This window comes from Chromobacterium sp. HL1 (assembly GCF_057418835.1).
Genome location: NZ_CP162399.1, coordinates 4,606,109 through 4,631,245 on the forward strand (window position 1 = coordinate 4,606,109; position 25,137 = coordinate 4,631,245).

A 25,137-nucleotide genomic window follows, 5' to 3' on the forward strand; every position below is an offset into this window, starting at 1 on the left:
ATTTTGCCATGACAAACGCGATAATCCCTTATACTGGCGGGTCCATCGAGCGATAACGACAAAAACATGGAGTTGAATCAGGCCAAGCTGTCCCGTCTGCAATTGTTTGGCACGCTCGCCATTGTGTTCATGCTGGCGCTGACCTTGTCCAGCTACTTCCTGCTGAGCAGCTGGAACGATTTCCAGGCCCGCCAGCACACCATACGCCAGGACGCTTACGCGCGCGCGCGCGACTACCTGCGCTCCTACGCCGACCACGCCGCGCAAACCCTGTCCGCGCTGCGCGAACGCACCAACGACACCCTGAAGCAAAGGCTGCGCGAACAGGTGGACCAGGCCTGGAACCTAGCCGACGCCATCTGGCGCCAGGAACGCCTGCGCCGCCCGCCGCATCAGGTGCAGCGGCTGATCGCGGAGGCGCTGCGGCCGCTGCGCTACTTCGACGGCCGCGGCTATTTCTTCATCGACGGCCTGGACGGACGCTGCGTGCTGCTGCCCACCGCGCCGCAGCTGGAGGGCGGCTCGCTGCTGGCCAACCGCGACGATCAGGGCCGCTACATCATGCGCGCGCTGATCGAATCGGTGGACAACCCGCAACAGCGCGGCTTCAGCTCCTACCGCTGGTACCAGCCGGGCCGCGGCGAGATGAGCGAGAAAGTCGCCTACGCCCGCCGCTTCGGCCCCTACAACTGGCTGATAGGCAGCGGCGAATACCTGAACAACGTCGAAACCGACATGCAGAAGCAAGGCCTGGAGATGCTGGCGCGCATGCGCTTCGGCCACGACAGCGGCGACTTCATGATCATAGACCGCCACGGCGTGATCCTGCTGGACCCGTCCAATCCGGCGATGAACGGCAAGCACTACTCCGCCCTGCCCGGCGCCGACCGCGGCCGCATCGCCGAACTGATCCGCCGCGGCAAGCAAGGCGGCTTCATGGAATACCTGATCAGCAGCCTGGACGCGCCGCAAGGCGAACGCTATCTGTCCTACGCGCGCCAGCTGCCCGGCTGGGACTGGACCCTGGTCACCAGCCTGCGCGTGCAATCGATAGAAGACAGCAGCCAGCGAGCGCGCCAGGAACTGGAGCGCAGTCTGCGCGAACGCATCGTCGCCACCCTGCTGCTGACCCTGGCCGCCCTCTTGGTCGCCGCCGCTTTCTGCTGGTTCTTCCTGCGCTGGCTCAACGCGCTGGTGCAGCGCTACCGCCAGGACTTGCAGCAAAGCCACCTCTCGCTGGAACAGCGCTCGCGCGATCTGCGCCTCAGCCACTTCATGGTGGACAACGCCACCGATCTGATCGCGCTGCGCAACGCCGCCGGCGACATCGTCTACTGCAACCAGGCGGCGCGCCAACGGCTGGATTGCGGTTGCGACGCCGCGACGCTGACCCGCGCGCTGTTCCGCCCGGCCGCGGACGCCCTGCCCCACACCTTCGACGCCCGGCTGCAGTGCTGCGGCGAGGAGCAATGGCTGGAAGTCACCGTCAGTCCGCTCAACTACCAGGGCGAAGACTATCTGTGCGCCACCGGCCGGGACATCACCGCGCGCCGCCAGACCGACCGCCAGCTGCGCCTGGCCGCCAAGGTGTTCGAATCCAGCAACGAGGCCATCCTGGTCACCGACCCGGACAACCGCATCCTGGCGGTCAACCGCGCCTTCTGCGCGATCACCGGCTACGAGGAGGCCGAGGCGCTGGGCCAGACTCCCGCCCTGCTCGCCTCCGGCCGTCACGAACCGGCCTTCTTCGAAAACATGTGGCAGCAGCTGACCCAGCGCGGCCAGTGGTCCGGCGAGATCTGGAACCGTCGCAAGAACGGCGACATCTTCCCGGAATGGCTGAACATCAGCGTGCTGCAGAACGAACAGGGCGAGATCAGCCACTATGTGGCGCTGTTCACCGACATCTCCGAACGCAAGGAGCAGGAGGCGCGGGTGCAGCATCTGGCCGAATACGACGCGCTGACCGATCTGCCCAACCGCGTGCTGATCAACGACCGGCTGCAGCAGGCCATCCGTCAGGCCGAGTTGCGTCAGGGCCAGCTGGCGGTGCTCTTCGTCGATCTGGACCACTTCAAGAACATCAACGACACCCTGGGCCACGGCCTGGGCGACGAATTGCTGAAGCAGGCGGCCGGCCGCCTAAGCGCCGCAGTGGGCGCGCTGGACACCGTCGGCCGCACCGGCGGCGACGAGTTCGTGCTGATCCTGCCGTCCATCGACCAGCCCGGCGAGGCCGCGCAAGTGGCCGAGCGCGTGCTGGCCGCGATGCAGCGGCCCTTCGACATCGGCGCCCATCAGCTCAACGTCAGCTGCAGCATCGGCATCAGCCTGATGCCGGACGACGGCCGCGATCTGCAGAACCTGCTGATGAACGCCGATCTCGCCATGTACCACGCCAAGGCGCACGGCCGCAGCACTTTCCGCTTCTACACCCGGGAAATGAACGTGGAAGTGGCCGAAAGGCTGCATCTGGAAACCCGGCTGCGCCGCGCCATCGAACACGGCGAGCTCTACCTGGTTTATCAGCCGCAATTCAATATGAGCGGCGAACGCCTGCTGGGCTGCGAGGCGCTGGTGCGCTGGCGCGATCCGGAACACGGCCTGATCATGCCCTCGCGCTTCATCCCCATCGCCGAGGACACCGGCCTGGTGGTGCCGCTGGGGCGCTGGGTGCTGGGCGAAGCCTGCCGCCAGGCGGCGCAATGGTACGACAGCGGCCTGCGCCCGGTGCGCATGGCGGTCAATGTCTCGGCGCGGCAGCTGACGCGGCCGGACTTCGTCGACGATGTGCGCGACGCGCTGCAAAGCAGCGGCCTGCCAGGCTACTGCCTGGAGATCGAAGTCACCGAAAGCACGCTGATGGAGGACGCGGACTTCGCCGCTCGCCAGTTGGCGGTGATCAAGGCGATGGGGGTGCGCTTGTCGATAGACGATTTCGGCACCGGTTATTCCAGCCTGGCTTATCTGAAGCGCTTCGCGCCGGACACCATCAAGATAGACCGCTCCTTCATCATCGACCTGCCGCAGGACGAGGAAAACGCCGCCATCGTCTCCGCCATCGTCCACCTGGCTAACGCGCTGGGCATGGACACTCTGGCCGAGGGCGTCGAGCATCCGCAGCAGCAGGACTATCTGGGCAAGCTCGGCTGCTCGGCGATGCAGGGTTATCTGCTGGGCGCGCCGCTGTCCGCGGAGGCGATGGAGCAAAGAATGGACGCGCTGCGGCAACGGCTGTCCGTCTGAATCCGGCCCGGGGCGATGCCGGGCCGGCAAGCTCAGTCCAGCGGCCGGTTCGCCGTCTCAGGCACCATCGCCAGCCCTATCATCGACACCAGGATGCACAACACCGCGTACAGCGCCGGCGCGTTGGGATCGCCGGTCAGCCGGATCAGGCCGGCGGCGAAGAACTGGGCGAAGCCGCCGAAAATCATCACGCCCACGCAGTAGACGATGGACATGCCGCTGGCGCGGATGCGGCGCGGAAACAACTCCGGCAGCACCGCGATGCTCGGCACCGCGGTCAACACCAGCGGCACTGTCAGCAGCACCACGACCAAGAGCAGCGTCGGCAAGCCGGGCGCGGCGTTCAACAGCATGAAGCCCGGATACAGCAAGAGCAGCAAGACCAAGCGCGGCCACAAAATGGAACGGCGACGGCCGACGCGGTCGCTCCAGCGTCCGGCCGCCACCGACAGCAGCACTTGCAACAGGGCCGCGGTCGACGCCGCCCAGATCGCCACCGCCAGCGGCATGCCCAGCACCGTCACCGCGTGATTGGCCAGATAGTGGGCGATGATGAAGTTGGGCCCGGTGCCGCCTATGGTCAGCAATACCCCGGCCAATATCTGCCGCCCGTGCCGGCGCAGCAAGGGCCCGGCCGGTTCCGTCGTCGCCTGCGGCGCCACCGCCGAGGCCGCGGTCTCGTCCAGCTGGCTGCGGATATACTCGCCCACCGGAATCGCCAACACCCCGATGGCGAACACCAGCCGCCAGCCCCAGGCCTCCATCGCCGCCGCCGGCAACAGCGCGCTCAGCAAGCTCACCGTCAGCGTGCCGGCCAACACCCCCAGGCCCTGGCTGAACAGCTGCCAGCTGCAGTAGTAGCCGCGCGACTTGTCGTCGGCGTACTCCATCAACATCGAGGTGGCCGCCCCCACCTGGCCGCCGACGGCGAAGCCCTGCACCAGCCGTCCCAGCACCACCAGCGCCGGACCGAGCAGGCCGGCCTGGGCGTAGGTGGGCGCCACCACGAACAGCATGGAGCCTATCGCCATCAGCCACAGGCTCAGCCGCAGCGCCGGCTTGCGTCCCTTGCGGTCCGCGTACAGGCCGATGACGATGCCGCCTATCGGCCGGCTGATGAAGCCGGTGCCGAACACCGCGAAGGACAGCATCAGCTGCAGCAGCGGCTCGTCGCTGAACGGAAAGAACAAACGCCCCATCAAGGTGGCCAGCGCGCTGTAGACGATGAAGTCGTAGAACTCCAGCGCATTGCCCACGGTGATGGCGGTGATCGCGCGCCGGCTGGGAGCGGCCGGCCGCGCCGCCGACAACTGGGCGGCCGTCATTGCCCGCCCCCGGCCGCGCCGCCCAGATAGCGCTCCACCAGCTTGACCCAGTAGCTGGCGCCCACCGGCAAGGCCTGGTCGTTGAAGTCGTAACCGGGGTTGTGCACCATGCAGCCGCCCTCGCCGTCGCCATTGCCTATGATCAGATAACAGCCCGGCACCCGCTCCAGCCAGAAGGCGAAATCCTCGCTGCCGGTCAGCGGCGGCATCTCCGCCACCACCCCGCCCTCGCCCAGCCAGTCCACGGCCACCTGCCGCGCCAGCGCGGTGGCCGCCGCGTCGTTGACCAGCACCGGATAACCGTCCTGGTAATCCACCTCGGCGCGCGCGCCGAAGCCGGCGGCCTGGGCCGCGGCCAGCGTCTCGATGCGTTGGCGCAGCAAGGCGCGCACCTGCGGCCGCAAGGCGCGTATGCTCAGCCGCATTTCCGCGCTCTCCGGAATCACATTGGGGGCCTCCCCGGCCAGGATGGCCCCCACCGTCACCACCGCCATGTCCAGCGGCGACACATTGCGCGCCACCACGCTTTGCAGCGCCATCACCAGGGACGCGGCCACCACCACCGGGTCCACCGCCTTGTCCGGCACCGCGCCGTGGCCGCCGGTGGCGCGGATGCGGATCACCGCGGTGTCGGCGGAAGCCATGAAGGGACCGGGCCGGAAGCCCAGCTGGCCCACCGGGAAACCCGGCATATTGTGCATGGCGAAGATGGCGTCGCAGGGAAAGAGCCGGAACAGGCCGTCGTCCAGCATGCGCTTGGCGCCGCCCTTGCCCTCTTCCGCCGGCTGGAAAATCAGATGCACGGTGCCGCTGAAGCTGTCGCGCCGCGCCAGCTCGCAAGCCGCCGCCAACAGCATCGCGGTATGGCCGTCGTGGCCGCAGGCGTGCATTTTTCCCTCCACGCGGCTGGCCCAGGGCAGGCCGGTGGTTTCCTGGATGGGCAGCGCGTCCATGTCGGCGCGCAGGCCTATGCTCGGCCCCGCGCCGCGGCGCAGGGTGCCGACCACGCCGGTCACGCCCAGTCCTTCGTGGATCTCGTAGCCCCAGTCGCGCAGGCAGCGGATCACATGGCGGCGGGTCTCCACCTCCTCGAAGCCCAGTTCGGGGTGGGCGTGGATATCGTGGCGCAGCGCGATCATCGCCGGGGCGATATCGCGGATGCCGGGCAGAATGGGGGCGTTCATGGCGTCGTCTCCTTGGTGTCTATCACGCTCTTGTCGCACACTGTCGTGGCGACGACGGACGCGGCGCCGCGACTGCGATCCCAGACTAGCGGCAATAGTTAATAGGTGAATAGCCGCAGAACGGTGATCGAGAACACTTCTGGTTGTCGGCTTGGAGGAGAGATGAAACTGCAGCAACTGCAAGCGCTGATCGCGCTGGCCGACGGCGGCGGCATTCGCGCCGCCGCCCGCATGTTGGACCTGTCGCAGGCGGCGGTCAGCAAAACGCTGCGCGAACTGGAGGAAGAACAGCGGCTGCCCCTGCTGCAAAGGCACGCCAGCGGCGCGCGGCTGACCGAGGCGGGCCGGGCCTTGCTGATCCACGCGCGCCAAGTGGCGATGCAGCTGGAGCGCGCTCATGACGAATTAGAGGCGCTGCGCGGCCAGCGCGACGCCAGGCTGTGCATAGGCGTCACGCCTTGGCTGGTGCCCACGCTATTGCCCGAGGTGGTGTTGCGCTTTCGCCAACGGCTGCCGGCGATCCGGCTGGAATTGTTCGAAGGCCTGCTGGCGGTGGCGCTGCCGCGGCTGCGCGACGGCCAGATGGATTTCGCCATCAGCCCGCTGTTCGACCCGCTGGCTCAGGAATTCCATTGCCAGCCGCTGTTCAGCCACGGCGGCCGGGTGTTCGCCCGCAACGGCCATCCGGCGCTGCGCGCGCAGTCCTTGTCCGAGCTGCTGGAGCAGGATTGGGTGGTCAATTACAGCCCCTCCAGCTATCGCCACGTGCTGGACCGGCTGTTCACCCGCCACGGCCTGGCGATCGCGCCGGAACGGCTGATCTGCGCGCAATCCATGGCGCTGCTGGCCGGCCTGGTCCAGGCCGGCATGCTCAGCTACGGGCCGGAGCCCTTGCTGCTGTGCCCGGAATTCGCCGGCAAGACCCAGGCCTTGTCGCTGCGGGAAGACATGGAGGATATCGTCATCGGCGTAATCAGCCTGCAGGGGCAGGCCCACGGCTACGCCGCCCGCTGCTTCATCGACTGCCTGCGGCAGACGCTGCGCCAGCGCATGCGCTCGGCCCGGCCGGAGGACCGGGCCTTGGCGCGGATGCTGACGCTGCGGTTTTAGAGGCCGTTCTAAGCCTGCGCGCTTCGGCGACGCCGCGTCGCGCTCAATCGAAGCGCAAGGTGTAGCGCGACTCCACCGAGGCGTCGGTGCCGGCCCGCAACACCACCGACCAGCCCCTGCTCAGCTGATACGCCAGCTTCACCGCCTGGTTCGCGCTGGTCACGCCGTACTCGTAGCCCAGATACAGTTCGCGGGTCAGCTGGCGGCCCACCGTCACCACCTGCTCCGCCGGGCTCACCGTGCCGTTGGCCAAGGTCTTTTCCTTGCGGCTGGACACGCCCAGATCGTCGAACAGGCCGATCTGATCGTTGAGCGAGCCGGCCAGCATCATGCCGGCGGAGGCCGCCAGATCGTTGTCGTCGCGCTCGCCGCTGGCCGCCCGGCCCAAGACCAGCCAGGCCAGCTTGTCCTTTTCCGACATCGGCTCGTCGGCGATCAGCCGCACCTTGGGCACCGACACCGAACCGCTGACTTCCACCCCGGCGCCCACCGGCGACAGCCGGCGCTTGGCGCGCACATTGAGCAGGGGGTTGTCCAAGGGACCGTTGAAGGTGATGGCGCCGTACTCGATGTCCAGATCCTGGCCATAGGCCTTGTAACGCCCTTTGACCACCCGCACCTGGCCCTTGGCGCCCGGCGCTTCGCCCGGATTGGCGCTGACGCGCACCGAGCCGGTCAGATCCACGTTCAGGCCCTGGCCGGAGAAGCGGAAGTGGTCGCCCAGGTCCAGATCCAGCGCCACCGTCAGCGGCATGCTGGCGAAGGCCGACGGCTCCGGCCCCGGCCGGCCCTTGACCATCACATCGTCCCCCAGGCTGGGCGCGCCGAATTTGGGCAGGCCGATGCGGCCCTGGTCGGCGCGGATATGGCCGGTCAGCGACAATTTGCCGGCCACCATCGCCAGCTCCGTGCGGCCGGACACCACCAGGCGGCGGTTGGGCCGGTCGAACACGCCGAACTTGCGCAATTCCACCGCCACCCGCGCGTCCGGGGTGTCGCCGCTGAGATCCAGCGCGCCGCTGGCCGCCACCTCGCCTTCGCCGCCGGCGAAGCGCAAACGGTCCAGCACCAGCTTGCGGCCGTCCAGCCGCGCCAGCAGGCTGCCGTCGCCCAGGCGGATGCCGGTGCGGCGGTCGGCCAGCAATAATTTGTCGCCGCGTATCGTCCCTTGGGCCATAGGCTGGCTCAAGGCGCCGGTCAAAGCTAGATTGGCGCTGATCTGGCCGCCCAGCTCCAAAGAAGGGCCGGCGAAGCTGGCCAGTGTCGCCAGCGAAGGCACGCTGGCGCTGACCGTGGCGTTGAGCGGGGTCTTGGCGTCGATGGCGCCGCCGTTCCACGGCACCGAGCCCTTGCCTTGCGCTTGGGCGTAGCGGCTGTCCAGATTCAGGTCGAACAGCGCGCGCCCGCCGTCCAGCGTCAGGGTGACGGCGGCGGTCTTCAGACCCAAGGCCACGTCTTTGCCCTTGTCGCCCGGCAGCTGCACGTCGCCGCCGGCGCGGCGCAGCGTGAACTGGCCCTTGGCGTTGGCCGCCAGATTCAGGTTCCAGTCGGAATCGAAGCTCAGATCCTGCTTCACCGGCAGGCTGAGCAAGGGCCCCAGCTCCGCCAGCCGCAGGCCGCGCGCGGAGCCGCGGGTGCTGAGCGCGCCGTTGGCGCCGCGGTTGAGTTCGGCCAGGGTGATGCTGCCGCCCAAGGCCGACAGCCGGGCGTTGCCCACCTTGATCTGCTCGCCCAGTTCCAGCGCCACCGGCGCCAGCAGGCTAAGGCCGGGACGGCCGCTCAACTCCAGCTTGCTCAGGGTGCCGGCCCAGGGCCCGGCCTCGCCGCGCAGGCCGCCGCTGGCCGCCAATTGCAGCGCGTAAGGGTGGTCGGCCAGGCGGAAACGGCCGTCCAGTTGCAGACCATGGCGCGCGCGCGTGCCGTTGGCGCTGGCGCGCAGTTGCTCGGCGCGGAAACCGCCGGCTTGCAGCGCGGCCACGTCCAGCTTGAGTTGGAACGGGCTGTTCTGGTCGGCCTTGACGTTGCCGCTGAATTGCATGCTCTGCACGGCGATATTGCCCGGCAGCTTCAGTCGGTCGGCTTGCAGATTGGCGCTGATCAACGGCGCCTTGGGCGTGCCCGCCAACTCGCCCTGGCCCTTGACCACGCCGGAGAAACCGGGGCCGATCAGGCCGAGATTGGGCGCGTCGATCAAGAGTTTGAGCTTGTCGCCGGCGGCGCCATAAGCGCCGTTGGCCTGCAGCCGGTTCTGCGCCAGCTTCAGATCGGCGCTGAGCGACTTCAAGCGTTCGCCCTGCAGCTGTAGATCGGCCCCGCCGCTGAGCGGCGCGCCGGACAGCTTGCTGGGCGCGAATTGCAGCTTGGCCGCCACGCTCAGCGGGCTGGCCAGCTGGCCCTTGGCCTGCAAGCTGGCGTTGAGGTCGCCGCTGGGCAGGCCGGGCTTGAGTTTGGACGGGTCGGCGCGATTGAGCTTGCCGTTGAAATCAAACAGCTGCTTGCCGTCCAAGCCCAGTTGACCGGCCAGCGCCAGGGTGCCGACGCCGGCGGTCAACTCCGCCTGCCGGATCAGCAGCGCCGGATGCGGCGCCGGCGCGAAACCGACATCGGCCTTGGCTTGCAGGGTTTTGCCCTTGAGTTGGGCGAGGATGTTCGGCCCGCTCAAGGGGCCGTCCAGCGTCACCCGGCCGTCCAGGCTGTCGTCCGGCGCGTCCGCGTGCAATTGCCGCAGGCCCAGCTTGGAGACATCCAGCGCCAGCTTGAGCCTATCCGGCCGCAGCTGGCCGGCCAGGCCGATTTCGCCGCCGGCGATCCGGGCGTGGGTATTGAACAGCTCCAACGCCTTGTCGTCGGCGCGGAACTCGCCGGCCAGCAAGGACAGCGGCAGCCGCTGCTCGGACAAGGGGCCGGCCAGCTCATTGAGCAGGGTCAGGCCGCCCTTGACGCGCTGGCCGGCGTCCGGCTCGGCGAACACCGCCAAACTGAGCTTGGCGCGCGGCCATTCCGGCAGGATGGCCTGCGGATTGATGCCGGCCATGCGCGCGTCCAGCCGGGTGAAACTGTTGAAGGGATTGCTAGCGAAGGGCAGCAGGCCGCCCTTGACGTCGGCCACCAGGTCTTTGCCGGACAGCTCGCCGTCAAAGCTCAGGTGCAGCAGATCGCCGCCCAGCGCCAGCCGCGCCTGATAGGGAATCTTGTCCAGCTCGCCGTCGGCGCTGAGCTTGCCCTGCAGCGCGAAGGGCTTGGCGTCGGCCAATTGCAGCGCCGCCGCGGCCTCGCCCCAGGGCGAGCCCAGGCGCTTGAGCTTGAGATCGTGGCGCCGGCCGTCGTAGACGTAGCCGGCTTCGAGGCCGTAGAGCCGCAGCTTGGCCGGTTCCAGCGTCACGCTGGCCACGCTCAGCCGGTCCAGGCGGACGCCCAGGGGCAAGGCCAGCGATTCCGGCGCGCCGCTGGATGGGGCGGCCGGCGTCGGCTTGACCGCCACCTTGACGTGGCCCACCGCCAATTGCCTCACCCACAATTGGCGCTGCCACAAGGCGCTCGGCCGCCAGTCCAGCTGCACGGACTCGATGTCCACGTCGCTGCCGGCGCTGCGCACGCGCACCTCGCTCAGTTTGAAGCCGTCCCACAGCGTGCCTTCGGCTTGCTTGACGCTGACGGCGTTGCCGCTGAGGCCGCCCAGCGACTGCATCAGCCAGGCGAAGCCGGCGCGGCTGCCGGTCAGCCAGGCGCTGGCGGCCAGCAAGAGCGCGATCAGCAGCAAAGGCAGCCACAGCAGCCAGCGCCAGCGGCGGCGCTTGGGCTTGGCCGGCGGCGGCGGCGGCGGCGGCGGCGCGGTGTCGGGAGTTTGGGGAGTGTCGGTTTCGCTCATGAATGCATTCGGGTCAGAAAGCCAGGCCCAGGCTGAGGTTCCAGCGGATCTTGCCGTCGCGCTCCGCCTTGGCGAAGTCGAAGGCCAGCGGAGCCACCGGGCTCATCCAGCGCACGCCGACGCCGTTGGCGCGCTCCACTTGGAAGCCTTTCCAGCTCTGGCTGGCGTTGCCGGCGTCGGTGAACAGCGCCAGATACCAGTCCGGCTTGATCGGGATTTGGTACTCCAGGCTGCCGGTGGCCACCACGCGGCCGCCCAGCACCGAGCCGTTGGGGCCCGGCAGGCCCAGGCTCTGGTAATCGTAGCCGCGCACGCTGTTGGCGCCGCCGGCGCGGAACAGGATGGAGGACGGCACCGCGTCCTTGTCGTTGGCCCACACCTGGCCCAGTTCCAGCCGGCCGACGAAGGTGCCGTACTTGGGAAACGGCGACCAGTATCCGACGGTGCGGGCGTAGCCGCGCACATAGGAGGTGGAGGACAGGGCGCTGCCTACGGTGCCGGAGAGCTGGAAGTCCAGCAAAACGCCGGAGCGCGGCCGCATCAAATCGTCCACCGCGCGCTGGGTCCAGCCGTAGACCAGCTGCAAGGCGCGGGTGTCCTTATTGGACACGCCGCCGGCCTCTTCGCTTTCCAGCAGATATTGCAGGCCGAGACGGGCCTCGATATTGCCGCGGGTGCGGGTGCGCCAGCCGCCCACGTCGCTGCTGCGGGTTTTCAGGCCCTGCACGTCGTCGGTCTTGAAAGCGCTGGTGATGGAATGGGAATAGCCGTCGGACTGGCGCGGAAAGCCCAGGCCCAGCGACAGCGATTGCTGGTTTTTCTTCCAGTTGGTCACCAAGGAGCCGGTGTAGCCGCGGCGGAAAATATTGTAATGGTCGTAGCCGACGCGCAGGCCGGGGCCGTCGCCGGAGTCGTAGATCAAACCCAGCTCCAGCTTCTGGCGCGGCATCTCGGTGACGTCCACCTCCACCGGCACCCGATGGGTGTCCGGGTCGATATGGGCCATGTCGGGGCTGACCACCACATTGGAGAAATGCGGCGCCTGCTCCAGCGCCGACTGGTAATCGAAGATCTTCTGCAGCCGGTAGGCGGTGCCGGGGGAGAAATCGGCCAAACCGGTGGCGATCTTCTCCGGATAACGCTTCATGCCTTTGACGGTGATCTCGCCGAACAGGATCACCGGCCCGCTGTCGATGTCCACCAGCAATTGCGCGCGACGGGTGGCCGGATCGATTTCCGCCGCGCTCTTGCTGATCTGCGCCTTGGGAAAGCGATCGGCGGTGATGAGCCGCATCACCGCGCGCTTGCTGCCGTCCCAATCGGACTGCCGGTAAGGCGCGCCCATGGGCAGCGACCAGGCCTCCAGCACCGCGGCGAAGCGTTGCTGGAAGTCGCCTTCGTCGCGTATCGGCCCGTTGAGGCGGATGACCACGTCGTCTATCAGCGTGGGCTCGCCGGGCTTGACCTCGATCACGTACTGCCGGGCGCTTTCTTCGCGCACATTGACGCGCGCGTCGAAATAACCCTCGGTCTCCAACAGCTTGCGCGCGTCCTCCGGGGTGCTGCGCACCAACTCGGTCAACAGCGTCTCGTCCATTTCTTCTTCCAGACGGCTGGTGACCAATTCCAGATTGTCTTGCAGCAAGCCGGCCAGGCCGGAAGGCGCGTCGACGCGCACGCTGTAATCGAGCTTGGCCCAGACGGGCGTCGCCGACAGCAATAAGATCAATGAAATAAGCAGGCGGGAGCTTGGCATGGTCCGATTCGTTTGGTGTCGAGGCCATGGTAACGAAACTTGCGGCGGCTGGCGAGAAGCGGCGGGGCGGCTTCAAAATCGCGGGAACAGACCGGCGTTTTCTTAAACCAAAAGCTTAATTTATATTCAACCGTAATTCAGGTTCACACGCGACAGCCATACGTTTTTCTCATGGCGGCCGCTCACGCGCGCCGATTACGGGCGCAGGGCGGTGTGACAGGCGAAATCGGCAATAGTTTTGCCGCCCCGTCATTTAAGACAATGCGCATAAAAAAGGGCGGACCCGAAAGTCCGCCCCTCATCCTTGCCGCGCCGCGCTTACTTCTTGCGCTGCGGCGGCAAATCGGTGCAAGTGCCGTGCGCCACTTCCGCCGCCATGCCGATGGACTCGCCCATGGTCGGGTGCGGGTGGATGGTCTTGCCGATGTCGGTGGCGTCGCAGCCCATTTCGATGGCCAGGCAGACTTCGCCTATCATGTCGCCCGCGTGCGGGCCGACAATGCCGCCGCCGATGATCTGGTGGCTTTCGGCGTCGAAGATCAGCTTGGTGAAGCCTTCGTCGCGGCCGTTGGCGATGGCGCGGCCGGAGGCGGCCCACGGGAACACGCCCTTCTCGATCTTCAGGCCCTGTTTCTTGGCCTCGTCCTCGGTGACGCCGACCCAAGCCACTTCCGGATCGGTGTAAGCCACGCCCGGAATCACGCGCGCGTCGAAGTAGGACTTCTGGCCGGCGCAGTTTTCCGCCGCCACATGGCCTTCATGCACGCCCTTGTGCGCCAGCATCGGCTGGCCGACGATGTCGCCGATGGCGAAGATGTGCGGCACATTGGTGCGCTGCTGCTTGTCCACCGGGATGAAGCCGCGGTCGGTCACCGCGATGCCGGCGTTCTCGGCGCCCAGCAGCTTGCCGTTGGGCGCGCGGCCGGTGGCGTACAGCACCAGGTCGTAGCGCTGCGGCTCTTTCGGCGCTTGATCGCCCTCGAAAGTCACCCACACGCCGTCGTCCTTGGGCTCCACGGCCACGGTCTTGGTGTTGAGCATGATGTTGTCGAAACGGTGGGCGTTCCACTTCTGCCACACTTTGACCAGGTCGCGGTCCGCGCCCTGCATCAGGCCGTCCATCATTTCCACCACGTCCAGGCGCGCGCCCAGCGTGGAGTAAACGGTGCCCATTTCCAGGCCGATAATGCCGCCGCCGATGATCAGCATGCGGTTGGCCACGCCCTTCAGCTCCAGCGCGCCGGTGGAATCCACCACGCGCGGATCGTCCGGGATGAAGGGCAGCTTCACCACGCGGGAACCGGCGGCGATGATGGCGTTCTTGAATTTGACGATCTTCTTCTCGCCGCTCTCTTCGCGTCCCTTGCCGGTGGTGGCGGACACTTCGATATGATGCGGATCGATGAAATGGCCGTTGCCGCGCACGATGTCCACCTTGCGCGCCTTGGCCATGCCGGCGAGGCCGCCGGTCAGCTTGGCGATTACTTTTTCCTTGTAACCGCGCAGCATGTCGATGTCCACTTCCGGCTTGCCGAACTTGATGCCGTTGGCGGCCAGATGGCTGACTTCGTCGATCACCGCCGCATTGTGCAGCAGGGCCTTGGACGGGATGCAGCCCACGTTCAGGCAGACGCCGCCCAGGGTGGCGTAGCGCTCGACGATGACCACTTTCAGGCCCAGGTCGGCCGCGCGGAAGGCGGCGGAATAACCGCCGGGGCCGCCGCCCAACACCATCACGTCGCACTCGATGTCGGCGCCGCCGCTATGGCTGGCGGCCACCGGAGCGGCTTGCGGCGCGAAACCGGCCTGGGTGGTGGCGGATGCGACGCCGGTGGTTTCCACCGGCTTGGGCGCGGCCGGAGCCGCGGCGGCGCCGGCGGCTTCAACGATCACGATCACATCGCCTTCGGACACTTTGCCGCCGACGGCGATCTTGACTTCTTTTACCACGCCGGCGGTTTCCGCCGGCACTTCCATCGTGGCCTTGTCGGTTTCCAGCGTGATCAGGCTGGCTTCTTTCTCGATCACGTCGCCCGGCTTGACGAAGACTTCGATCACGTCCACGTTGTCGTGGCCGCCGATGTCCGGGACTTTCAGTTCAATCAGATTGCTCATGGTTTTCCATCCGCAACGTAAGGCGGAAGCCCGGGGGCCCCCGCCGCTATTCAGCAGAGTCGTTCGCTTGGGCGGCGCGCTCCGGCCAGGCCGGGGCGTCCGCCCGGCTGGCGATTACAGAATCAGGCGGCGCACATCGGACAGCAGTTTGCCCAGATGCACGGTGAAGCGCGCGGCGGCGGCGCCGTCGATCACGCGGTGATCGAAGGACAGCGACAGCGGGCACATCAGACGCGGCGCGAATTCCTTGCCGTTCCACACCGGCTTGATCTGCGATTTGCAGACGCCGAGGATGGCCACTTCCGGCGCGTTGACGATGGGCGTGAAGCTGGTGCCGCCAATGCCGCCCAGGCTGGAGATGGTGAAGGTGGCGCCCTGCATGTCGGTGGGCTTGAGCTTGCCTTCGCGCGCCAGCTTGGACAGGTCGGTCAGTTCCTGGGCGATCTGGCGCAGACCTTTCTTGTCCGCGTCCTTGATCACCGGCACCACCAGGCCGTTAGGCGTGTCGGCGGCGAAGCCGATGTGGTAGTACTGCTTCAGCACCAGATTGTCGCCGTCCAGCGAGCTGTTGAAGTTCGGGAAAGCTTTCAGCGCCTCGGCGGCGGCCTTGATGATGAAGGCCAGCGGGCTGATCTTCAGGCCGGACTTTTCCCATTCCTTGCCCACGGTCTTGCGGAAGTCTTCCAGCTCGGTGATGTCGCACTCGTCGTTGAAGGTTACGTGCGGGATCATCACCCAGTTGCGCGACAGATTGGCGCCGGAAATCTTCTGGATGCGGGACAGCGGCTTGGTTTCGATCGGGCCGAACTTGGCGAAATCGACTTTCGGCCACGGCAGCAGATCCAGACCGCCGCCGGAGGAGGCCGCGGCGGCCGGAGCCAGCGCCGCCGGGTTCTGCATCACGCCCTTGACGAAGGCTTTGACGTCTTCTTCGGTAATGCGGCCCTTGCGGCCGTTGCCCTTGACCTTGCCCAGGTCCACGCCCAGTTCGCGCGCCAGACGGCGCACGGACGGACCGGCGTGGGCTTTGGAGAAGGAGGCTTCGTCGATGGCGGCGGCGGCCTTGGCAGGAGCGGCGGCGGGCGCGGCGGCCACCGGGGCCGGGGCAGCCGAGGCGGCGGCAGGAGCCGGGGCGGCGACAGCTGCGGCTGCCGGAGCGGCGGCGGCGGCGGCGGCGGCGGCGGCAACGGCGCCTTCGACCACCACGATCAGATCGCCTTCGCTGACCTTGTCGCCCACTTTCACTTTGACTTCCACCACGCGGCCGGCGGCGGAGGCCGGCACTTCCATGGTGGCCTTGTCGGTTTCCAGCGTGATCAGGCTGTCGTCGACGGCGATCTCATCGCCGACCTTGACGGTCACTTCGATCACGTCGACGCCGTTGTGGCCGCCGATGTCCGGCACGCGGATTTCGCTGCGGCCGGAAGCCGCCGGCGCGGCAGGCGCGGCGGCGGGAGCGGCTGCAACCGGAGCCGGAGCCGCGGCCGGGGCGGCGGCGGGCGCCGGCGCGGCGGCGGCCGGGGCCGGCGCGGACGCTGCGGCGCCCACTTCCAGGATGGCGATCACGTCGCCTTCGGAGATCTTGCCGCCAACGACGGCTTTGACTTCCTTGATCACGCCCGCGGTTTCCGCCGGCACTTCCATGGTGGCCTTGTCGGTTTCCAGCGTGATCAGGGAATCGTCCACGGACACGGTCTGGCCCGGGACGATGAATACTTCGATGATGTCTACATTGCTGTGACCGCCGATGTCGGGCACTTTCAATTCGATCAGATTGCTCATGAGCTTTCCATTCGTAAGGCGGAAGCCCCTGTCGGGGCTTGCCGCCGGATATCCGCTACAGATTCGCTTGCCATGCAAAGGCGGAAGACCCCGGCCTGAACCGGGGCTTCCACTCTGCGATTACACCTTCCAGCTAGGCAGCTTGTCGGTCTTGATGCCGTACTTGGCGATCGCCTCGGCCACCTTGGACGCTTCGATCTTGCCGTCGCGCGCCAGTGCGGACAAGGCCGCCAGGGCCACGTGGTAGCGATCCACCTCGAAGAAGGACCGCAGGTTGGCGCGGCTGTCGGAACGGCCGAAGCCGTCGGTGCCCAGCACCACGTAACGGCCCGGAACGTATTCGCGGATCTGGTCGGCGTAGTTGCGGATGTAGTCGGTCGCGGCCACCACCGGACCCTGACGGCCGGACAACTGCTGGGCCACGTAGGAGGCCCGCGCTTCGGCGGTCGGGTTCAGCAGGTTGTGACGCTCGGCTTCCATGCCGTCGCGGCGCAGCTGGTTGAAGGAGGTCACGCTCCAGATGTCGGCGCCGATGCCGAAGTCGGCCTTCAGCAGATCGGCCGCGGCCATCACTTCGCGCAGAATGGTGCCGGAGCCCATCAGCTGCACTTTCACCTGGGCGTCGCCGCCGTCCTGCAGCAGATACATGCCTTTCAGGATGCCCTCTTCCGCGCCCGCCGGCATGGCCGGGTGAACGTAGTTTTCGTTCATCAGGGTCAGGTAGTAGAAGACGTCTTCCTGCTCCGCGTACATGCGGCGCAGACCGTCCTGCACGATCACCGCCAGTTCGTAGGCGAAGGTCGGGTCGTAGCTGATGCAGTTCGGGATCAGGCCGGCCTGGATGTGGCTGTGGCCGTCTTCGTGCTGCAGGCCTTCGCCGTTCAGCGTGGTGCGGCCGGCGGTGCCGCCCAGCAGGAAGCCGCGGGCGCGCATGTCGCCGGCGGCCCAGGCCAGGTCGCCGATGCGCTGGAAGCCGAACATCGAGTAATAGATGTAGAACGGAATCATCTGCTGGCTGCTGTTGGCGTAGCTGGTCGCCGCGGCGATCCAGTCGGCCATCGCGCCCGGCTCGTTGATGCCTTCCTGCAGGATCTGGCCGTCCTTGGATTCCTTGTAGAACATCAGCTGGTCATGATCCTGCGGCACGTAGTTCTGACCCTGGGTGGACCAGATGCCGTACTGGCGGAACATGCCTTCCATGCCGAAGGTGCGGGACTCGTCCGGCACGATGGGCACTACGCGCTGACCGATGTTCTTGTCCTTCATGATGGTGCCCAGCATGCGGACGAAGGCCATGGTGGTGGAGAACTCGCGGTCGCCGGACGCTTGCAGCTGCGCGTCGAACACGGACAGTTCCGGCGTTTGCAGCGCGGTGGTCACCGGCTTGCGGGCCGGCAGATAGCCGCCCAGCGCGGCGCGGCGTTCGCGCATGTACTTCATTTCCGGGCTGTCTTCGGCCGGCAGGTAGTACGGCACGTTCGCCAGATCCTCGTCGGACACCGGAATGCCGAAGCGGTCGCGGAATTTGCGCAGCGAATCCAGATCCATTTTCTTGGCCTGGTGCGCGATGTTCTTGGCTTCGCCGGACGCGCCCATGCCGTAACCCTTGATGGTCTTGGCCAGGATCACGGTCGGACGGCCGTTGGCGCTGTTGGACGCCTCGTGGTAGGCGGCGTACACCTTGTGCGGGTCATGGCCGCCGCGGTTCAGCGCCCAGATCTCGTCGTCGGACATATTGGCGACCATTTCGCGCAGCTCCGGGTACTTGCCGAAGAAGTGTTCGCGAACGTAAGCGCCGTCCTTGGATTTGAAGGTCTGATAGTCGCCGTCCACGCACTCGTCCATGCGCTTCTTCAGCAGGCCCTTGCTGTCCATCGCCAGCAGCGGGTCCCAACGCGAGCCCCAGATCACTTTCAGCACGTTCCAGCCGGAACCGCGGAAGTCGCCTTCCAGCTCCTGAATGATCTTGCCGTTGCCGCGCACCGGGCCGTCCAGACGCTGCAGGTTGCAGTTGACCACGAAGATCAGGTTGTCCAGGCCTTCGCGGGCGGCCATGGAGATGGCGCCCAGGGATTCCGGCTCGTCCATCTCGCCGTCGCCGCAGAAACACCAGACTTTGCGGCCGTGGGTCTTGGCCAGACCGCGGCTTTCCAGGTACTTGAGGAAGCGGGCTTGGTAGATGGCCATCAAGGGGCCCAGGCCCATCGACACGGTCGGGAACTGCCAGAAGTCCTTCATCAGCCACGGGTGCGGGTAGGAGGACAGGCCGTTGCCGTCCACTTCCTGGCGGAAGCTGTCCAGCTGCTCGGCGGACAGGCGGCCTTCCATGAAGGCGCGCGCGTACACGCCCGGGGAAATGTGGCCTTGGAAGTAGATCAGGTCGCCGTCTTGCTCATCGTTCTGGGCGCGCCAGAAGTGGTTGAAGCCCACGTCGTACAGGGTGGCGGAGGATTGGAAGGAGGCGATGTGGCCGCCCAGCTCCAGATCCTTCTTGCCGGCGCGCAGCACCAAAGCGGCGGCGTTCCAGCGGTTGATCGAGCGGATGCGATGCTCCATCTCGTGGTTGCCCGGCGACTTCACTTCTTTGCCGAGCGGAATGCTGTTCTGGTATGCGGTGGTGGCGTCAAACGGCAGATGGGCGCCGCGGCGGCGGGTGCGCTCGACCAGTTTCTCCAACAGGTAATGCGCGCGTTCCGGGCCTTCGGCATCCAGCACCGACTCCAGCGCTTCAGTCCATTCCTGGGTTTCCAACGGATCGATATCGTCAGGGAAAGTTGCAGCCATCTCTGGTCCTCACAGCAAGGTGGATCGGGGGCCGTATGTAGCACTGCGCGGCCCCGCGTTATTGCAATCGGCTCGAATTCGAACCTATTTATTAGCTTCAGATTATAAACGAACGCAATCGCAAATAAAAATGTTCATTTGCGAAAAGAGCGCCGTATCTTGAGCAAGTGTACGTCTTCCGGCTTTCACAAAGGAATAGGTCAAGCGTACTAACGCTTGTTTCGGGGCGGAAAACAGCGGTTATTGCGCCGCACCATGTTGTTTTTTTGCGATTTACTGTCGCAAATTGAAACATTCGTTTCAGTTGCGCGCTTACTTCTTTCTCTCGTCCCGGACGAGCCGGTCCAGTTCGCGGATGCGCGCTTCGATTGAGGAGCGCAGGTAGAAATCGTCGCCCTTGGCCTTGCCGGCCAGTTGGAACTGCTCCATCGCCGGCTGGTAGCGCTGTTCATGATAGAAGGCGTTGCCCAAGGCCGCGTGGTAACGCAGCGGGTCGCGGTCGGCGTACAAGCTGGCCTGGCGCCGATACAGGCCCGGATTGTCCGGATGGCGGCTCAGCTGGGTCTTGATCAGGGCCAGCGCGCCCTGGCTGTCGCCGCTGGCGATGGCGACGTCGATGTCCAGCAACTGCAGCGACAGGCTCTGCGGAAAACGGGCCAGCCCGGCGCGCGCCGCGTTGCGGGCGGCCGGCCAGTCCTTGCGTTCGCGCTCTATCGCCACGTCCAGGCCCCGCAGCATCGGGTGGTCCGGCAGCTTGGTCCGCGCCTTGGCCAGCGCCTGGCGCGCGCCGGCGATATCGCGCTGACGCAGCTTGACCTGGGCCAGACCATACCACTGCGCGCCCTCGTTCAGGTACAGGCCGCGGTCCAGCGCCGCCTCGTAATAGCGCTCCCCTTCGTCCGGCGTCAGCGTCGCGGCGCGCAGTTTCTCGCGCACCAGCAGGTAATCGACGCTGTCGGCGCGCATCTTCACCGGGTAGTCCAGCGCGCGGTTTTCCGCTTCGCTGATGCGCTCCAGCGTCACCGGGTGGGTGCGCAGGAAGGCCAGCGCCGCGTTGTCGCTGTAACGCTCGTTCAGCTGCAGCCGCTGAAAGAAAGCCGGCATGCTGCGCACGTCGAAGCCGGCCTGGCTCATGTATTGCATGCCGACGCGGTCGGCTTCGCGTTCGAAATCGCGCGAAAACGCCAGTTGGTTGGAAATCGACAGTCCCATGCCGGCGGACACCACGCCCATCGCGCCCTGACCGCTGCCGGCCTTGGCCGCCAGCGCGGCGGCGATGATGGTGCCCAACAACAGCAAGGGACTGGTGGCGCTGCTGGCCGCCTTCATCCGCGCGATGTGGCGCTGGGCGACGTGGGCGGTTTCATGCCCCAGCACCGAGGCGAGCTCGCCTTCGCTCTGGGTCGCCAGCAGCAGTCCGATATTGATGCCGATATAGCCGCCGGGCATGGCGAAGGCGTTGATGCCGCTGTCGTTGACGCAGAAATAGGTGAAACCGACGCCGGGCAGCTTGACGCCGCTGGAGAGCCGGCCGCCGATATCGTTGAGGTAATCGTTGACCTCCTGATCGTCGACGATGTCTCCCGCCTCCAGCATGGCGCGCCAGGCCTGGCGGCCGATGCGGTTTTCATCCGCCAGCGTCAGCGAGGCGTCCGACACCTCGCCCAGATCGGGCAAATCGGCATAGCTGACGGACGGGTGCAACAAGCTCAGCGCCAGCACGCCGGCCAGCAGGGTCTGTTTGGTCATCCGGCTATGATAGCCAGGTTCGCCCACAAGTTGCATGAGGCGGCGCAACATCAACTGTCAAAGAGTATGAGCGTCCCCGCCGTCCCGCCGCGGCGCGGTCAGCGCCTCCCACGCCGCTTGCGCGCTCAAGTGCACGCGGCCGTTGAAACCGGCCAACAGGCCGCCGCCCTCCATCCGCTGCGCCACCGGCCCCTTGATCTCGGCCAGGTGCAGCGTCACGCCGCGCGCCGCCAGCTCCGCGTCCAGCCGCGCCAGCATCAGCAAGGCGCTGGTATCCACGCGATTGACCGCGCTCATGATCAGCACCAATCGCGTGCTTCCGGCCTGGGCGGCCAGCCGGCGCAGCGTCTCGCCGCGCACCTGGCGGGCGTTGCCGAAGAACAGGCTTTCGTCCACGCGCAAAAACAGCGCGCCGGGCAGGCTCTCCACCGCGAAACGCAGCCGATTGCGGAAATGATGACTGCCCGGCAGCCGGCCCAGTTCGGCGATATGCGGCCGGCTGCTGCGCCACAACATGGCCGCCAGCGACATCAGCACGCCGGCGACGATGCCGGAGTCCACTCCCAGCCACAGCACCAGAACAAAGGTCAGCGCGAACGCCGCCGCATCGGCGCGATCGACGCGCCAGGCCAGGCGCAGGCTGTCGAAACGTATCATGGCGCTGACCGAGGCGATGATCATCGCCGCCAATACCGATAGCGGCAGCAAGGCCAGCGCCGCGGCGGCGAAGCCGGCCAGCAGCATGAGGCCCAGGGCGGCGATCACCGAGGCCAGTTGAGTCTGGGCCCCGGCCTCGGCGTTGACCATGGAGCGGGTCAGCCCGCCGGTGACCGGGAAGCCGCCGGACAGGCCGGCGCCGATATTGCACAGGCCCAGCGCCAACAGCTCCCGGTCCGGATCCACCTCGTCGCCGCGGCGCTGCGCCAGCGCCTGGGCCACCGCCAGGCTCTGCACGTAATTGATCAGCGCGATGAAAAAGGCCGGCAAGGCCAACTGCGACCACTGCTCCAGGCTCAGCCCCGGCCAGGTCGGCGCCGGCAGGCCCGGCGGGATCTCGCCCACCACCGGCAAGGCGGAGCGCAAATCCAGGCCGGCCACCAGCCCCATGCCCAGCAGCACCGCCAATAGCGGCGCCAGCCGCAGCCATAATTGCCGCACCGGCGCGCTCAGGCCACAGCGGCGCAGCAGCGGTTCACCCAGCCAACGCGCCAGCAGCAGCAAGGCCAAGGCCGGAGCGCCGAGCAAGAGCGCGGCGGAATTGAACCCTTCGGCCGCTCGCCACAGCCCGGCCAGCAGCTGCGGCAAGGACGCGCCGCCGGCCTGCACGCCCAGCAAGGGCGCCAGCTGCGACAACACGATCAGCAAGGCCGACGCCGAAGTGAAGGCCGCCAGCACCGGCTCGGACAAGAGATCGGCGACGAAGCCCAGCCTCAGCAGGCCCAGCGCCGCCAGCATCGCGCCGGACAACAGCGCCAGGCCGATGGCCAGCGCCAGATAATCTCCCGAACCCGGCTCGGCCAGCCGCGACAGCGTGGCCGCCACCAATAAGGAAGTCATCGCCATCGGCCCCACCGACTGCGCGTGGCTGCGGCCGGCCAGCGCGTAAATCAGCAAGGGCGCAATGCTGGCGTACAAACCCGCCTGCGCCGGCAAGCCGGCCACCAGCGCGTAAGCCAGCCCTTGCGGCGCCAGCAAAAGGGTCACCACCAGGCCCGCGCCCAGATCCCCCGGCAAGTAAGCGCGCCGGTAGCCGCGCAGCCAGGCAGGCAACCAAAGCCTCATCCGCGCCGCTCCAGTCGTCCGGCCAGCCACAGGCCGGCCGCCATCGCCGGCAAAAACCAAGCGCTCTGCGGCGACAACATGCCGCCCAGCAACAAGGCCGGCCCCGGACAGATGCCGGCCAGGCCCCAGCCAATGCCGAACAACAGGCTGCCGCCTATCAGCCGGCGCGTCAGCGGCGTCTTGGCCGGCCAAGACGCCGGCTCGCCCAAGAACGCGCGCGGGCGGCGCTCGGCCAGATGGAAAGCCGGCCAGGCCGCGACGACAGCGCCGGCCATCACCAACGCCAAGCTGGGGTCCCAAGCGCCGCCCAGATCCAGAAAGGCCAGCACCTTGGCCGGATTGGCCATGCCGGACAGCAACAGCCCCAGGCCGAACAACAGGCCCGCGCCCACCATCGACAATAAGCGCTTCCACTCCGCCGCCATCTTCACGCCCCCCAATGTCTGAACACGGCCACCACCACGAAGCCGGCGAACATAAAGGCCGCCGTCGCCGCCAAGGAGCGCGGCGACATGCGCGCCAGCCCGCAAACGCCGTGGCCGCTGGTGCAGCCGGAACCCAGGCCCGCACCGAGGCCCACCAGCAAGCCGGCGGCCAGCAAGCGCAAGCCACCGGCCTCGATCTTGACGACGGGCAATTCGCCCGCCGCCAGCCACCACAGCGCCGGCGCGGCCGTCAGGCCCAGAAGAAAGGCCAAGCGCGCGCGCCAGTCCGCCCGCCGTCCCAGCAGGCCGGCCACCATGCCGCTGATGCCGGCGACGCGGCCGTGCGACAGAGCCAACCAGCCCGCCGCCGCGCCTATCAACGCCCCGCCCGACAGGGCGGACCACGGCGTGAACACCGCCCAATCCACGACCATCACGCCGCCCCTGCCGGCTGGTCGGCGCAGAACAGCGCGTGCAAGGCGTTCAGCAAGGCCAGGGCGTCGGCGCTGGCCACGCTGTAATACACCCATTTGCCTTCGCGCCGCGTCGCCACCAGGCCCTCATTGCGCAATACGCCCAACTGCTGCGACAAAGAGGGCTGACGGATGCCGGTCAGACGCTCCAGCTCCGACACCGATTTCTCGCCGTCCACCAGCTGGCACAGCAGCAGCAGCCTGTCCTCGTTGGCCAGGCCCTTCAACAATAAGGCGGCGCGGCCGGCATTGGCGCGCAGCATGTTCAAATCCATATTTCGTTCTCCCGCCGCCGCGATCCGGCGTCGCAAACATTATGTTTTATAATATAATGTAAATCAACTAACTGTTACCGCCGCGCCACACTGTCCGCCCGTCGCCACATGGCCTATCAGTCACCATCGCACCGGGAAAAACTGTTGTAGACTCAAGGCCATGAACCTATTTCCAGCCGCGGCGCCGGCCCGGCCCAGCACCGCCATGGCCTCCACCCTCCTCCCGCCCGCCCCCAGGCAACTGGTGCACGAGCGCGGCATTCCCGCCTTCGGCGTGTACCAGGGCATCATCGAGCGGCTGGACTGGCGCGCGCTGAAAACCACGCCTTACCAAAGGCTGACGCGCCGGCTGCATCACAAGCGCTGGCAATACGCGGCCATCGCCCACCCGGCCTTTTTCATCGGCGTCGCCATCGTCGACGTCGGCTGGACCGGCACCGCCTTCGCCTATCTGTTCGACCGCAAGAGCGGCGAAGTCATCGCCGCCGCCAGCGCCAACGGCCTGCCCGGCCTGTCCACGCGAATCGAAGACCGCGCCTTCGGCGACGCCGCCTTCCAGGCCGGCCGCTGCCGGCTGAGCTTCCACCGCGACGGCGAGCGGCTGGAACTGGCGGTGGACTCGCCACAGTTGAAGCTGGCCGCGCACATTCAATTGACGGACATGCCGCCGGTGCTGGCGGTGATCGCGCCGGCCAACTGGCTGGCCCACTCCACCCATAAAAGCGGCGGCCTCAGGATCAGCGGCTTCGCCGACTGCCAGGACCGGCGCTACTCGCTGGACGGCGCGGTGGCGGCGCTCGACTATTCCAACGGCCTGCTGGCGCGGGAAACCCGCTGGCGCTGGGCCAGCGCGCATTCGCTGGAACTGGGCTTCAATCTGCAGCAAGGCTATATGGGCGACACCGAGAACGCCGCCTGGCTGCGCGGCAAACTGATCCGGCTGGGGCCGGTGCGCTTCGACTACCAGCCGGAGGATCCGCTGCTGGGCTGGCGCATGCAGAGCGACAACGGCTTGCTGGACCTGAGCTTCGCCCCGGAGGGGGCGCGCCGCGAAGACAAGAATCTGCTGATCGCCGCCAGCCGCTATGTGCAGCCTATCGGCCGCTTCAACGGCCAGATCCGCGACCCGGACAACGGCGCCGTCCATGTGGTCGACGACTTGCTCGGCGTGACCGAGGACCATCTGTCGCGTTGGTGAGCGTAGCCCGCTCGATGCGGCGCGCCAGCGCCCATTCGCCGCCATTGTCTGGAGTTCATCGAAAT

Annotated in this window: 15 protein-coding genes; 3 read left to right on the top strand and 12 right to left on the bottom strand. The window is 67.1% G+C overall.

Going from position 1 to position 25,137, the window contains the following annotated elements:
* The first annotated feature begins 66 nt into the window (after positions 1-66).
* Positions 67-3,246: a bifunctional diguanylate cyclase/phosphodiesterase gene (locus tag AB1Z25_RS21035; RefSeq protein ID WP_227105627.1), complete on the top strand. Its 3,180-nt coding sequence runs from the start codon at positions 67-69 to the stop codon at positions 3,244-3,246.
* Between the two features lie 32 nt (positions 3,247-3,278).
* On the opposite strand, the gene AB1Z25_RS21040 is transcribed toward AB1Z25_RS21035, so the two are convergent.
* Positions 3,279-4,571: an MFS transporter gene (locus tag AB1Z25_RS21040; RefSeq protein ID WP_227105628.1), complete on the bottom strand. Its 1,293-nt coding sequence runs from the start codon at positions 4,569-4,571 to the stop codon at positions 3,279-3,281.
* Positions 4,568-5,755: a M20 aminoacylase family protein gene (locus AB1Z25_RS21045; protein ID WP_107801033.1), complete on the bottom strand. Its 1,188-nt coding sequence runs from the start codon at positions 5,753-5,755 to the stop codon at positions 4,568-4,570. The genes AB1Z25_RS21040 and AB1Z25_RS21045 overlap by 4 nt, the downstream gene beginning before the upstream one ends.
* 162 nt (positions 5,756-5,917) lie before the next feature.
* Here AB1Z25_RS21045 and AB1Z25_RS21050 point away from each other — a divergent pair, with 162 nt between their 5' ends.
* Positions 5,918-6,865, top strand: a complete 948-nt coding sequence (locus AB1Z25_RS21050; protein ID WP_235085836.1) for a LysR substrate-binding domain-containing protein — start codon at positions 5,918-5,920, stop codon at positions 6,863-6,865.
* A gap of 43 nt (positions 6,866-6,908) precedes the next feature.
* Here the strand turns inward: AB1Z25_RS21050 and AB1Z25_RS21055 are convergent, their stop codons facing one another.
* From AB1Z25_RS21055 to AB1Z25_RS21100, 10 genes are all read right to left on the bottom strand, one after another.
* Positions 6,909-10,733, bottom strand: coding sequence for a translocation/assembly module TamB domain-containing protein (locus tag AB1Z25_RS21055; RefSeq protein ID WP_486636095.1), 3,825 nt, complete (start codon positions 10,731-10,733; stop codon positions 6,909-6,911).
* 13 nt (positions 10,734-10,746) lie between these two features.
* A complete protein-coding gene (locus AB1Z25_RS21060; protein WP_235085830.1) occupies positions 10,747-12,489 on the bottom strand; it encodes an autotransporter assembly complex protein TamA in 1,743 nt (580 codons plus the stop codon).
* Positions 12,490-12,807: 318 nt separating this feature from the next.
* Complete coding sequence (lpdA, locus tag AB1Z25_RS21065) at positions 12,808-14,604, bottom strand: dihydrolipoyl dehydrogenase (RefSeq protein WP_486636096.1); 1,797 nt, start codon at positions 14,602-14,604, stop codon at positions 12,808-12,810.
* 114 nt (positions 14,605-14,718) lie between these two features.
* Entirely contained in the window at positions 14,719-16,386 is a 1,668-nt protein-coding gene (gene aceF, locus AB1Z25_RS21070) for a dihydrolipoyllysine-residue acetyltransferase (RefSeq protein WP_486636097.1), read from the bottom strand.
* 120 nt (positions 16,387-16,506) lie between these two features.
* Entirely contained in the window at positions 16,507-19,170 is a 2,664-nt protein-coding gene (aceE, locus tag AB1Z25_RS21075) for a pyruvate dehydrogenase (acetyl-transferring), homodimeric type (RefSeq protein ID WP_235085826.1), read from the bottom strand.
* Between the two features lie 312 nt (positions 19,171-19,482).
* Positions 19,483-20,919 (bottom strand): M48 family metalloprotease, encoded by a 1,437-nt coding sequence (locus AB1Z25_RS21080; protein ID WP_107801040.1) that lies wholly within the window; start codon positions 20,917-20,919, stop codon positions 19,483-19,485.
* A 57-nt stretch (positions 20,920-20,976) separates the two neighbouring features.
* Positions 20,977-22,701: a SulP family inorganic anion transporter gene (locus tag AB1Z25_RS21085; RefSeq protein WP_486636098.1), complete on the bottom strand. Its 1,725-nt coding sequence runs from the start codon at positions 22,699-22,701 to the stop codon at positions 20,977-20,979.
* Complete coding sequence (locus tag AB1Z25_RS21090; RefSeq protein WP_486636099.1) at positions 22,698-23,126, bottom strand: DUF6691 family protein; 429 nt, start codon at positions 23,124-23,126, stop codon at positions 22,698-22,700. Before AB1Z25_RS21090 ends, AB1Z25_RS21085 begins: the two co-directional genes overlap by 4 nt.
* A 2-nt stretch (positions 23,127-23,128) precedes the next feature.
* Positions 23,129-23,560: a YeeE/YedE family protein gene (locus AB1Z25_RS21095; protein ID WP_486636100.1), complete on the bottom strand. Its 432-nt coding sequence runs from the start codon at positions 23,558-23,560 to the stop codon at positions 23,129-23,131.
* Entirely contained in the window at positions 23,560-23,874 is a 315-nt protein-coding gene (locus tag AB1Z25_RS21100) for an ArsR/SmtB family transcription factor (protein WP_043589439.1), read from the bottom strand. The genes AB1Z25_RS21095 and AB1Z25_RS21100 overlap by 1 nt, the downstream gene beginning before the upstream one ends.
* A 160-nt stretch (positions 23,875-24,034) precedes the next feature.
* Here AB1Z25_RS21100 and AB1Z25_RS21105 point away from each other — a divergent pair, with 160 nt between their 5' ends.
* On the top strand, positions 24,035-25,072 hold the full coding sequence (locus tag AB1Z25_RS21105; RefSeq protein WP_486636101.1) for a DUF2804 domain-containing protein: 1,038 nt from the start codon (positions 24,035-24,037) through the stop codon (positions 25,070-25,072).
* The last annotated feature ends 65 nt before the right edge of the window (positions 25,073-25,137 follow it).